This window comes from Thalassobellus citreus (assembly GCF_044385915.1).
GTDB lineage: Bacteria > Bacteroidota > Bacteroidia > Flavobacteriales > Flavobacteriaceae > Thalassobellus > Thalassobellus citreus.
In genome coordinates this window covers 257,819-270,748 of record NZ_JBISCC010000122.1, presented here as the reverse complement: position 1 = coordinate 270,748, position 12,930 = coordinate 257,819, and the positions used below count along the sequence as shown (strand labels likewise).

Genomic DNA, 12,930 nt, shown 5'->3' with positions numbered 1-12,930 from the left:
TTATCTTTGCCTCTTCAAAAAATAATTACGGTGATAAAGCTACACGACAAATATTTTAAACCATTTATTTCTGCACAAGAGATAGATAGTGCGTTGTCTAAAATGGCAGAGGAGATTGCAAATGATATAGGCGACGAAATTCCTGTGTTTATTGGTATTTTAAATGGATCGTTTATGGTAGTAAGCGATTTTGTTAAAAAGTACCCAAAACCATGTGAAGTTACTTTTATAAAGTTAGCTTCTTATGAAGGTGTTAAATCTACCGAGGATATTCAACGTTTAATTGGTCTTACTCAAGATTTAACAGGGCGTACAGTTGTTATTTTAGAAGATATTATTGATACGGGAAATACACTAGCAGAAGTACACAGGATTTTTAAAAATGAACATGTAAAATCTTTAAAAATAGCCACACTGTTTTATAAACCCGAAGCATATAAAAAAGATTTTAAATTACATTATGTTGGTATAGAAATTCCTAATAAATTTATAGTTGGTTACGGCTTAGACTATGATGGATTGGGGAGAGATATTCCAGAAGTTTATCAAATAAAAGAAACAAAACACATGACAAATTTAGTGCTATTTGGCCCTCCAGGTGCAGGGAAAGGAACACAAGCAGAATTCTTAAAAGAAAAATACAATTTAGTACACATTTCTACAGGCGATGTTTTTAGATTCAATATTAAAAACGAAACAGCTTTAGGTATGTTAGCTAAATCTTATATAGATAAAGGCGAATTGGTTCCAGATCAAGTAACTATTGATATGTTAAATGCTGAGGTTGAAAAAAATGCCGATGCTAATGGTTTTATTTTTGATGGATTTCCTCGTACAAATGCACAAGCTGATGCTTTAGGCGAATTATTAGATAGCAAAGACTCGCAAATAAATGCGATGATTGCTTTAGAAGTAGACGATGAAATTTTAGTAGAACGTTTACTTGGTAGAGGTAAAACTAGCGGAAGAGCAGATGATGCTGATGAATCTATTATTAGAAATAGAATTACAGAATATTATAATAAAACAGCTATTTTAAAAGATTACTACTCGGCTCTAAACAAATACTATGGCGTTGATGGTGTTGGTAGTATTGAAGACATTACACAACGTATAAGTGGTGTGATTGATACATTATAAGATTTTTTGCGAAAGCAAAAATCTCAAGAATTAGAAACTATATCTCAAATTAAAAGATATAGTTTCTAGTTTTATAGAACTATATATATTAAATGTTTCGCTTTCGCGGAAAAAATAAAAAGTAAGAGTCATAAAACTTTTAACTTTTTAACTCATAACTTTTAACTTGAATCATGACTGAAGGCAATTTTGTAGATTACGTAAAAATGTATGTAAGCTCTGGTAAAGGAGGGCAAGGATCTGCGCATTTACATCGCGAAAAATATATTACAAAAGGAGGACCCGATGGTGGTGATGGTGGTCGTGGAGGTCATGTTATTCTTAAAGGGAATTCAAACCTTTGGACACTACTTCATTTAAAGTTTAAAAAACACATTAGAGCAGGTCATGGTGGTAGTGGTAGCAAAAGTAGAAGTTTTGGTGCCGATGGTGAAGATATGTATGTTGATGTGCCGTTAGGAACTGTGGTTCGAGATACAGAAACCAACGAGATTATTTTTGAAATTACAGATGAAGGTGAAGAAAAAATTATAGCTCAAGGTGGAAAAGGCGGATTAGGGAACTGGCATTTTAGATCGTCTACCAATCAAACACCACGTTATGCGCAACCTGGTATGCCGCTAGAAGAACGCCATATTACTTTAGAATTAAAAGTGTTGGCCGATGTTGGTTTAGTTGGTTTTCCTAATGCCGGAAAGTCTACACTTTTATCGGTTGTAACATCTGCAAAACCAAAAATTGCCGATTACGAGTTTACAACTCTAAAGCCTAATTTAGGTATTGTTGAGTATCGCGATTTTCAAACCTTTGTAATGGCAGATATTCCTGGAATTATTGAAGGAGCTGCAGAAGGAAAAGGATTGGGACATTATTTTTTACGTCATATTGAACGAAATTCAATCTTACTATTTTTAATTCCTGCTGATGCCGAAGATGTTAAAAAACAATACGATATTCTATTAGATGAACTTCGTCGTTACAACCCAGAAATGCTAGATAAAGACCGTATTATAGCTATTTCTAAATCTGATATGTTAGATGATGAGTTAAAAGCAGAACTTAAAGTAGAGCTTGATAACGAATTACCTATTCCTTACTTATTTATATCATCTGTTGCCCAACAAGGAATTACAGAACTTAAAGATAAGTTGTGGAAAATGTTGAATGATTAATTGAAAAGAATTCTTTTATTCCGTTGAAATTGTCATTCCCGTGAAAACGGGAATATAAATACAGGATTTTTTTTAGATTAAAGTGAAATCATACAGCTATCTCAATGGATAAGCAATGTGAATAATTTGTTTCAAGAAATTATTTATTTAAATCGCTCTAAAATCCAATTTTTAATTATTTCTAAAGCTATAGGGGAAAAGGTTTCTTCAATCTTACTATATTCTTGCATACTGCCAGTTTCTGCAGTTTGAAATAAATGATTTAACCCGTCTAGTTCTTTTATAGTAACATCTTTATTTTCTGCTTTTTCAAGAGCGTTTTTAATGCCTTCTAAATTAATTTCAGGAATCACTTGAAAATCTAAACTTCCGTTTAACGCTAATACAGGACATGTGGTTTTTTCTAAATAATCTTTAGGCTCTAATCTAATAAATTCACAAATCCATTTAGATTTTAATATTCCTAATTGTTGTTTAATCATTACTGGAGTTATTGCAGGTGCAAGTACAGACATGGGATTGTTTGTTTTGTAATCATTAAGTTCTTTTGTGATTTTTGTTTTTATAATGTCTTCATCTGTATTGGTTCTAATAATATCATATAAAATATGTGCTAACTTTCCATTTTCATTTAAAAAAGCTTCAGGTGTTCCCGCAAGTTCTCCAGCTTTTTTTGCCTGTGTTTCTAAAATGGTTGCTCCATTTACACCAGTACCTGCTAGTAAAACAGTAAAAGCAACATCTTTATTTCTAGATGCAACTATTGGAGCTATAAGTCCGCCTTCACTATGTCCAATTAGGCCTATTTTTAACGTGTCAATATCATGTCTTGTTTTTAAATAGCTAATAGCAGCTTCAACATCTGAAGCGAAATCTAGAGTTGTAGCACTTTTATAATCCCCTTTAGATTCTGCAATACCTCTGTCATCATATCTTAAAACAGCGATACCATTATTAGTTAAATAATCTGAAAGCACTAAAAAAGGTCTGTGATTAAATTGTTTAACCTCTTCATTTCTGTTTTGTGGACCAGAACCAGAAATTAAAATAGCAACGGTTGGCTTTTTCTTGTTTTTAGGAAGTGTTAAAGTTCCTGCTAGCTTTATACTGTCTGCTTTAGCGTTTATAAAAAAAATGTCTTCAGAAATATAATTATAGGGTGTTTTTGGATCTTGAGGACGTGTGTTTTGAGAAAATAAAGATGAAGCGAAAAGAATGGATATTAAGACTATACTATTGTAAATGAATTTCAAAATGAATGATTTTAATGTTTATTAAATATAGAAAGAACATATTAAATTTTGAAGTTTTTTAACAATTACCTTTTGTATAAACGGAACAATTTTTGATTAATTTTATAAAAAAATAGAATATGAAATTTATTAAAACAATCGCTTTGTTTCTGTTAGTAGCTTCTTGCGCTCCAATTTATGTGAATTACGATTATGAAAAGGGGACAGACTTTACCAAGTATAAAACCTATAATTATTATAGCGATATGAAAACGGGTTTAAGCGAATTAGATACTAAACGTCTTTTAGATGCTTTAGACCTTAAAATGAAAGAGAAAGGCTTTGTGTTATCTGATGCACCAGATTTTTTTATTGATATAAAAAGTAGTGAGTTTCAAGCTTCTCAACGACAAACCGTAGGTGTTGGAGTAGGAGGTGGTGGCGGAAATATGGGTGGCGGAATCTCTATTGGTTTACCTATTGGTCAGGCTAATGTAAATCGTGAAATTACTATCGATTTTGTAGACGAAAATAAGAAACAGTTATTTTGGCAAGCAGTTAGCGAATCTAGTTTCAACCCTAGAGCGACACCAGAAAAAAGAGAAGCTCGTTTAAATGCTATTGTAGAAAAGGTGTTAGTGCAGTATCCGCCTAAAAAGTAGATTAAATCTATTTTTTAACTAATTTTTTACTAGCAGTAAGCACATTGTTAGCATAGAAATTAGTTAAATAAATACCTTGTCTTAAATTGCTAATATCTACTTGATGTGTTTCGTAATTAGATATTGAAGTCGTTTTTATTTTTTTACCATCTAACGATACAATTTCAATTGTCATTATAGTATCACCAGTACTTTCTAATTTAAAATTAACGAGGTCATTCGAAGGATTAGGAAACATTGTGATGTTGTAGGTATTTATTTCTGAGGTAATGTTTTCAATGCCTAATGTATTGTCAATAGTCCAAGTTACGGTGTAAACATGGAATGTGTCATGGTTGTCTACTCTTAAAAAAGATGTGTCGTCATTTACAGTGGCAGTTAATGTGTTAATTCCTGTTTCTAAATCAGTTTCTAAAATAGAAACATCGTCTACATCGGTTGCAAAATCTACTGTGTTTAAAGTCCATTTACTTTTTAAAGTATTCGGGTTTGGTTTTATTAATTCTAAGTGAAAATCAATAGGAAAGCTAGAATTGTCAAGAGTGTTTAATGTTGGTGTGTAAGTGTCAATGGGCGATACTAATTCATGTATTTTTTCAATCATGCCTTCTTTACAAACGGAGCAGAATGTTTTGGTTATATTTTCCATGATACAATTTTGATGAGGCTTATACCAATCTGCACAATTTCCAGTATCACATGTGTATTGGTAGACTCCAACACCATTATCGTTTATCCAGTTTTTCCACCTTACTAAATTAGGGTCTGTTTCTTTTGTCATATTTATAGCTTCAGCAGCTAAAATATCACCAGGATAATATTCGTCTTTTAAATTAAATAAAGAATGACCTATTTCGTGCATAATAACATTGGTTCCCCAATATCCAGTATATGCCATAGGAAAATCACCTCCGCTACCGCCGTATTCAGAAGAATTTACTAGAATTAAAGCTTGATCGTAAGTTGGGAAATTAGTAGCTAAAACAGTATTTATTTTTACCTCGGTATTATTAGCACTATTACCATCTATTTCATAATATAGGAGCCAATGGGTTCCAAAAGAATCATAAGTAGCATTGAAATATGTGTCTACAAACGTAGTTGCTAAATTGTTATATGGTTCAGTAACGTTAGTAGCGGTTCCAGGATGATCTGCACCACTTTCGTTTGATGGTATTTTTATTGCATAAACATTAAAATAGCTTGCATATTCTTTAAAAGGTGATTCGTTAAAAACTTTATTTGTGAAATTAGTAGCGTCAGTTATAAACTTATCAAGCTCATTTTCTTGATAGCCTTCACTTAAAATAACAAGGTTTATTCTTTTGTCATCACCAGAAACTTTAATAGGTAATACTTCAAAAACCTGAGCAGTGATAGGTTGAAAACTAATTAGTATAATAAATATAAAGAAATACTTCATAATTAATCAAGCTTTGTAGAAATTAAAGGGGTGCTATTTTCTAAAGCATCTATTATTTCACTAACAATTATTAATTTGGTTTTATTATGTAATTGTAACCTTAAAGATATAGGTGCTTTGTTTAATATAACGTTTTTGTTTTCAAAAATAAGAGAGTCGTTAACGGATTCAATTGTTTTCGATAATGGGTTTTTGATAATAACATGATTAATTTCTGTAGAATCTTTATCTAATTGAAAACATTTTAAATCGCCTATTCTACCTGTTTTAATGTGTTTGTTACTGTTAGGTTTTGCTTTGCCTTCAGTAACTATTTTATTAATAAACTGGATTGATTTTTTACCATTCTTATCTTTTGAAATGGTATAGTTTAAAAAAAGAAGCTTTGGGTTTATTTCTTGTGTTACATCTTTTTGGGTGATGCTTTTTTTTGTTCCACAAGACATGACTAATAATACAATAAGAAGTAAAATAATTGCATTAAAGTATTTGTAAATAGAATTGTTTTGGAGTAATAGTTTTTTCAAACTAATAATTATTTATTTCGTGTAAAGTTAAGAATTAAAACGAAATGCTGTTATATGAAAAAAGAGACTTAAAAAAAGCCTCTTTTTAGTAATATGAAATTATATTATTTTTATAAAAGCGCTTTGTAGCTGTCTTTATAGCCATAAAGAACAATAATGTTTAGAATAAGTAAAACTGCAGCTCCACCAATACCTCCTGGGTCAAGAGTTGCATGAAATAGTACTGCATTTACAGAAACACTCATTAAAATTAATGCTAACAAAGCACCGTACTTGTTGAAAATTAAAGCTAAACCTGCAATAATTTCTACAATAGCAACAAGTGTTATTACTTTTGCAGACATTAAAGCTCCAAAATAAGCACCAGCTGCATCAGACATTCCTTCCATTGGAATAAAATGAAGAAATTTGTTTAGTCCGAAAACTAAAACGAATACTCCAAGAAGGATTCTTAGAGCCATAAAAACTTTTGAATTCATAATAAAATGTTTTTAGTTAGTAACTTTAAAGATAATAAAATAAAAATAAATCTTACATAAGTCTTTGCCGGAAGTGCTTATTGAAACTAACTATGTTGTATTTAAATTATTCTATATTAATTCTTTTCCCTTCGCTATGACTGCTAAATTCTGGAGCATACATACTTTGTATGGTTGTTATGCCATTACTCATATTACCAGCATTATTTACACGTAAATCGTATTCAAATACATAAACACCTTTTGGTAAATAATCAAAAAAGAAGTTTGTTGAGGCGTCTTTAGGCGCTTCATAATATCCTAAGCCATCTTGCCATTTGTATTGTGATAAAACATTTACAGGTTCTAAACCAGAAGCTCTCATGTCTTTCATGTGTACAAATTCCATAGCACGATCGTTTCGTAATTCTATTCTAACACTTACCAAATCGCCTACTTTTAAATGCGTACTTTTTGTAATTTCAGTTATTTCTTCACCATTATCCGTATTCTTTTTAAGGAATAGTTTTTTGCTCAATTTAAGAGGTGTTTCAGCTGATGTTATCTTGTCTAAATCTTCAAAATATTGCCAGTATAAACTTCCCCATGCAATACCATTTCCTTTTTTTGTTAGGGTAACTTTAGCCATTTCAGGTTTAATTTCTTCAGAATTCCATGCTGTTTTATAATAACCCGTTCCAGCTTCAATTTTTACGTTTTCAAGTTTTGAAGGCTCTATTTGTTGTCTGCCTATAACCACATCAACCATATCGGTTACACTTAGCCAATCATTTCCTTGAAGCAATAAGGCATAAACAGCTTCGGTAGTCGCTTTAGTTGTTTTCCATTGGTTAGTTTGCTTATTTTTAAGAAGCCATATTTTTAAATTATCAATGGTTTCAGTATCATTTTCAATTTCTGAAAAAGTTTCAATTAAAAGCGCTTGTGTTTCAATAGGTGCTTGATACCAATACCAAGAATTAGTATTTGCTTTCCAATACATACCTAATGCTTCGGAAGTAATGCTCGTTTCTTTTAAAGACTTCAATATTTTAGAAGCTGTTTTATAATCTTCATTTCTATGTGAAATTAAAGCCATTAATCCTTTTGAATATAGAGAATTACTCAACCAATATTTTTGAATTTGAGTTTGATAATATGCTATAATGGTTTCAACTTCTTTTGTTTTTTTTATCTCTGGATAAAAGCTTCGCATGTATAAATAATGTAATTGCGTATGGCTTAAATGGTTTTTGGCTAAATCTACTTTTTCATTGTATTTTCTAATGTCTTTGTATTCTTTTATAAATTGAGCATCTAAATAGTTGATGGCACTTTTGATTATTTTATTATGACCCTTCTCATTGGTGTTTAGAGTAACACCTAACTTATTCAAATGACCAAAGCCAGTAATAATATGTTGTGTAATATATCGATTTTCTCGACCACCATTAAACCAAGCCCAACCTCCTGATGGCATTTGGTTGTTTTCTAATTTGCGCATGGCAGATTGTAATTCGTTATTCATTTTATTTAAATCGAATAACAAGGCGATACGTTTTTTCTGCTCAGTTTCACTTTGTGCATCACGTAACCAAGGTGTTTCTTGAATTAAGATAGATTTTAATTCTTCATTTTTTTCAAGATTAGAAATTAACGCATCTTGAGATTTCCATTGATTAAAGACTTCTTGAATTTTAGGGTTAGAATTTGCTATATGACTTGCTAAAGCATTGGCATAATATCTGCTAAACGTCTGCTCGTTGCACTCATAAGGATATTCCATTAAATACGGAAGTGCTTGTACCGCATACCATGCTGGATTGGAAGTCATTTCCAAAGTAAGCTTATGGTTTTTAAGTGTTGTTGACGAGCCTGCACTTTTTAGCTTATCTAAAGAGAATGTTTTTGTTTCGTTAGAGCGAATCCACATAGGCAATGTTTCAGTAACTAACATGCGGTTGCTTAAAACAGGCAATGCATTTTGTTCGCCATCGCTAAAAGTTCCAGACTTCGCTATTATTTTATATTGCACAGCTTGTACATCATCAGGAATATTTAGATTCCATGATACTTGGGTGTTGCCTTTAGCTTGAACGTTGAAGGCAGCCCCCTCTAGCTCCCCCGAAGGGGGAGAATTGAGTAGCTTTGTGGTAATATCTTTCCCAGAAATAGCATCTGTTAGTATTAAAATAGCTTGTCCTGTAAGTTCTTTCTCTGTTAGGTTTGTAATTTTTGAACTAATGGTAATATTATCGCCTTCACGTAAAAAACGTGGTGCATTTGGAATAACCATCAATTCTTTTTGGGTGACAGTGGTTAAAGTTTTAGTAGCGCTTTCTAAGGTTTTGGTGTGTGCTAATAATTGTAGTTTCCATTGGGTTAAAGCTTCTGGTGTTGTGAAGCTAAAACTTACGTTGCCTTCTTCATCTGTTTTTAACTGCGGAAAGAAAAATGCTGTTTCTTGAAGGTTCTTACGGATTTTGATGTTGTCGAAGTTTGGTTTTTTGTTTATAGAATTCTGTGAAGGTGTTGGGGCATTTGGTATTTCCATATCGGAATTAAATTTGTCTTCTAATTCTATTGATTCAGATCTAACAGATGAGACAGAACCTACTATACTTGATTTCTTTTGTGTGCCATATCCAACAACTACAACTTCGTCTAAATCAGATTCTTTTTCTTCCACTGCATATTCTCTAAATATGCTCAAACGTTTAAAATCATTATTCCCAAAATTAAATCCAAACCAATTTAGCTGATCATAATTTTGATGTTTATAATATGAACGAAACCGTTTATTATAAACTCTAAAACTACGTGTTCCAAAGCTTTGTATAGCATTGCTTTGATTGTATGAGAAATATGTTGGGTTTGAAATGGGATTAAAACTCCAAGTATGAGGTTTAAACTGATCTAAAGAAGCATCATACATACTAGCTAGTAATTCGGCACTTACTTTCTCTCCTTGTGGTCCTTTAATTTTAAAACTCCAAGTTTCATCAGTTCCTGGTTGTAGCTTGTCTCTAAAAGTGGAGGTTTCAATATCTAAATCGGTTTTAGGATACGGTACTGAAATATTTAAGCTACCAGATTTAAAACTATTAAAGGCAGCAAAACTATACTGTATAGAAAATCCACCAATATCCTCACTGGTTATTGGAATTCGAATTGTTTCTTTACTGTTGTTTAATTGAATGACATGTGTTTTTATAATTTTGTGTTGTTTTTCAATAGAAACAGTAACGTTTAAATTGTAGGCTGCCGAGGCTAAAGTTATAATAGCTGTATCTCCTGTATTGTAACTAGGTTTATTACTTGTAATACTGAATAGTTGATGGTCTGCTAAAGTTTTATCTGTATCACTATAAAGTGTTGTTTTAATTTCATCTTTTACAATTTGCCCGAATTTATCTTTGCTTTCTAAAGTGATGATGTATTCTCCCGATTGCCATTTTTTAATTTTACCAAGATTAAGTTTGGTTGTGTTTGCTGTATTAAAAGACGCTATAAAAGCAAGTTTTCCTTTTTTCCAATTATTAGAATTTTGTTCATTGGTATAAGCATCATGCGGAAAAAGGTTTTTAAAAGTTTCTTCAGAAATATTTTGATAATCTGGAGCTGGCCAAGGACGCACTCTTAAAACCGAATTTGGAGCTAATAATTTATAAATTTTAATAGTTCCTTTAGCGGGAATAAATTCTCCGTTTAAGTTTTTTGTATCAATATTTATGACGTGTGTCTTTTTAGTTTTATCTAAAAGATTTTCGATCGACATATTTGCCATTAAGGTATGATACCCAACATTAACAATAGTTGTTGCACTTCGTGTTTCGCCATTTAAATCGGTAACATCGGCAGTAATCTCATATTTAAAAATAGGGAGACTACTTTTATCTACACTTTGGTCTGGTTGCGTTTTAAAAGTGATTTCAAATTCACCTTTTTCGTTTGTAATAGTTTCTCCATGCGTTATTTCTTGAGATTCACTATTGAAATTTGGGCGATACCAATAATACCAACGTGGATATTCTACTTTTCGATGTACACGATACACTACTTTAGCATCGGTAATATTACTACCAGCATAAGCTAAAGCATTACCTTTTATAGTTACAGAATCATTTACTTTATAGGTGTCGGTTACTGGATTAAATTTGGTTTCAAACTTAGGGCGTTTATATTCTTCAACAGAAAAGTAGTGGTGACTTTCCATGTCATAACCAGATTTTGCATCAAATTCAATATGGTATTGTCCTGTTAATCCATTGTTTGGTAAAATAAATTCCCCTGAAATTGAGCCGAATTCATTAGTTTTAAAATTAAGTTCTTTTATTTCTTCACCATTTACATTATACAAAATAGCGTAAACGTTTTCATTTTCTAAAACTTCAGATTTACCATCGTTAGTTTTCATAGCAATAGCTTTAAAGTATACGGTTTGTCCAGGTCTGTAAATACTTCTATCAGTAAATAAGAAAGATTTATAATTTACTGTTTCTTGTTCTTGTTTGTATTTTCGGTTCACATAGTAATTCCCAAAATATGCTAAGTCGTTTTCGTAGTTAACTTTTGCTTTAAAATTTCTGTAGGAGTTGTTGTTTTTTTCAAATTTAATAAGCCCTTTTGTATTTGTTGTGTAATTTTTAGTTTGTATGTTTCGGCTATTATTTTTTATAAAACTAAGTTCAACTTTAGCATCAACAATTGGTTTTCCGTTATTTCTATCTATAACTTGAAAGGTTTTATGGTCTTCATTATTGTTTTCAACTAGCGCTAAATTAGTGACTTGTATCGTGCTAAATGCAAACGTATTTTTATCGTTTTCAGGTGCTCCATAAATTAAATAATTGCCGTTGTGTAATTTTGGCAATAAAACTTCAGTTGTATGTGTTTGGTAATCGTTTTCGTTAGGTAAGTTAGAGTCCCATTTGGTTGTTGCTTTTAATTTCTTAATAAAATCTAATTGTTCTTCTTTTTTATAGATTTTATTAAATTTTTCTAATTCATTTCGAGTTAGTATATAAACTTTAAATTGTAGTCGATTTAAGTTTTTATATTTAATTAATAAACGTGCATCTTGAAGAATTGGAAGATAACTTTCTGTTGTAATTTGAAGAGTTTGTTGCTCAATACGTTGCTTTAAAACAGCACATTTTTCTGCACCTTTGCTTTTTGGGAATTTAGAAATTATCTTGTTGCATATATCTATAGCCTCTTTAGCTTTCCAACGGTGTTCTTCCTTTGTTCTTGCTTGGTATTCATTGCTTTGGTTGTAGTATATGGAGGCTATTTCATAAGCATACAATGTTGATGCTTCATGGGCTTTGAGTTTTTCTCTTTCAGCTTTTAAGGTTTCTAATAATATAGTTTGTTTGTCACTAAAGGTTGCGAATTGATTAACAAACTTTAAACGATTAATATTTACATCAGTTAAAGCTAAAGGCGAATCATCTTTTAAATGAAACTGAATTAAATCTTGATAAATTTTTAAAGCATTCAATTGCAATGAGGTTGAATCTTTTGATTTTATTTTTAAACTTGAAAATGTATGCATGTCACTCAAAAATTCAGCATTATCAATTTCAAACTTATAAGCAGGTTTGCTAATGTTAGTTTCATTTGTTTTATAAAATTCTAAGGCATTATGACTTAAAAAATCAAACAATGTTGGTCTGTATATTTTAGAATCCTTTTGAAGTTTTAATATATCATCATACTTGTTTAAAGGTTCTAATTGAAGCATTAATCTGTTTTGTAGCGAGTTTTGGTAATGCACATGAACCTCGTTAAAAAGTGTTTTTAAATCCCAAGTTCTAAAATCTTCTGCATCTACTTTTTCCAATGTTTTAGTCCTATTATAAAATTTCCATCTGTTTTGGTTAAAGTATTGCCAGTATAAATTGGCAAGTAAGTTTTCTAAAATGTTTTTTGTTGGAAATGTGGTTTTCTTAATTTCAGTTTTAAAATCATTAATAATTTTTAGCTGCGCATCTTCCTCTAAAATTAACGCAAATTTGCTTTTAAAAAGCATCGTTTTTATAAGTTGAGGTGCGTTGTTTTCTTTTGTGGCTTGCTTTTCAATAGATTCAACAACTTTTAATGCCGATTTTGGTAAACCTTGTATTTCAAACGCATCAACTTTGCTCCAAAGATTTTTGTAATCATTGGTTTGTGCTTTAGAGAAATTAGAAAAAAGAATAATCATTAATATAGATAGTGTGTATTTCATAGCTAAAAGTTTACCTCTAAATTACTTTCAAAAGTTATACCAAAAACAGAAATGAGTAAAGCGGTTGTTTGGTTGAGTGAAGGT

8 protein-coding genes are annotated in these 12,930 nt (G+C 31.1%); 3 read left to right on the top strand and 5 right to left on the bottom strand.

Going from position 1 to position 12,930, the window contains the following annotated elements:
- Positions 1–30: 30 nt before the first annotated feature.
- The gene (locus ACH5TX_RS08765) at positions 31–1,140 is read left to right on the top strand and encodes an adenylate kinase (RefSeq protein ID WP_439339125.1); all 1,110 of its coding nucleotides are present in this window, start codon (positions 31–33) and stop codon (positions 1,138–1,140) included.
- A gap of 173 nt (positions 1,141–1,313) precedes the next feature.
- Positions 1,314–2,312 (top strand): GTPase ObgE, encoded by a 999-nt coding sequence (gene obgE / locus ACH5TX_RS08760; RefSeq protein WP_439339124.1) that lies wholly within the window; start codon positions 1,314–1,316, stop codon positions 2,310–2,312.
- Positions 2,313–2,455: 143 nt separating this feature from the next.
- On the opposite strand, the gene ACH5TX_RS08755 is transcribed toward obgE, so the two are convergent.
- Positions 2,456–3,565 (bottom strand): alpha/beta hydrolase family protein, encoded by a 1,110-nt coding sequence (locus ACH5TX_RS08755; protein ID WP_439339123.1) that lies wholly within the window; start codon positions 3,563–3,565, stop codon positions 2,456–2,458.
- 119 nt (positions 3,566–3,684) lie between these two features.
- Between ACH5TX_RS08755 and ACH5TX_RS08750 the strand changes: the two genes are divergently transcribed.
- The gene (locus tag ACH5TX_RS08750) at positions 3,685–4,206 is read left to right on the top strand and encodes a DUF4136 domain-containing protein (RefSeq protein ID WP_439339122.1); all 522 of its coding nucleotides are present in this window, start codon (positions 3,685–3,687) and stop codon (positions 4,204–4,206) included.
- A 7-nt stretch (positions 4,207–4,213) separates the two neighbouring features.
- Here the strand turns inward: ACH5TX_RS08750 and ACH5TX_RS08745 are convergent, their stop codons facing one another.
- From ACH5TX_RS08745 to ACH5TX_RS08730, 4 genes are all read right to left on the bottom strand, one after another.
- Entirely contained in the window at positions 4,214–5,629 is a 1,416-nt protein-coding gene (locus tag ACH5TX_RS08745) for a M64 family metallopeptidase (RefSeq protein ID WP_439339121.1), read from the bottom strand.
- Positions 5,630–5,631: 2 nt separating this feature from the next.
- Positions 5,632–6,156 (bottom strand): hypothetical protein, encoded by a 525-nt coding sequence (locus tag ACH5TX_RS08740; protein ID WP_439339120.1) that lies wholly within the window; start codon positions 6,154–6,156, stop codon positions 5,632–5,634.
- Positions 6,157–6,266: 110 nt separating this feature from the next.
- Positions 6,267–6,635, bottom strand: a complete 369-nt coding sequence (locus ACH5TX_RS08735; protein ID WP_439339119.1) for a DoxX family membrane protein — start codon at positions 6,633–6,635, stop codon at positions 6,267–6,269.
- Between the two features lie 106 nt (positions 6,636–6,741).
- Positions 6,742–12,846 (bottom strand): alpha-2-macroglobulin family protein, encoded by a 6,105-nt coding sequence (locus ACH5TX_RS08730; RefSeq protein ID WP_439339118.1) that lies wholly within the window; start codon positions 12,844–12,846, stop codon positions 6,742–6,744.
- Positions 12,847–12,930: the final 84 nt, after the last annotated feature.

What these genes read in the sequence shown, in the direction of transcription:
- ACH5TX_RS08750 (WP_439339122.1), top strand. Translation starts at nt 3,685, where the DNA reads ATGAAATTTATTAAAACAATCGCTTTGTTTCTGTTAGTAGCTTCTTGC.
- ACH5TX_RS08735 (WP_439339119.1), bottom strand. Translation starts at nt 6,635, where the DNA reads ATGAATTCAAAAGTTTTTATGGCTCTAAGAATCCTTCTTGGAGTATTC.
- obgE (WP_439339124.1), top strand. Translation starts at nt 1,314, where the DNA reads ATGACTGAAGGCAATTTTGTAGATTACGTAAAAATGTATGTAAGCTCT.
- ACH5TX_RS08745 (WP_439339121.1), bottom strand. Translation starts at nt 5,629, where the DNA reads ATGAAGTATTTCTTTATATTTATTATACTAATTAGTTTTCAACCTATC.
- ACH5TX_RS08730 (WP_439339118.1), bottom strand. Translation starts at nt 12,846, where the DNA reads ATGAAATACACACTATCTATATTAATGATTATTCTTTTTTCTAATTTC.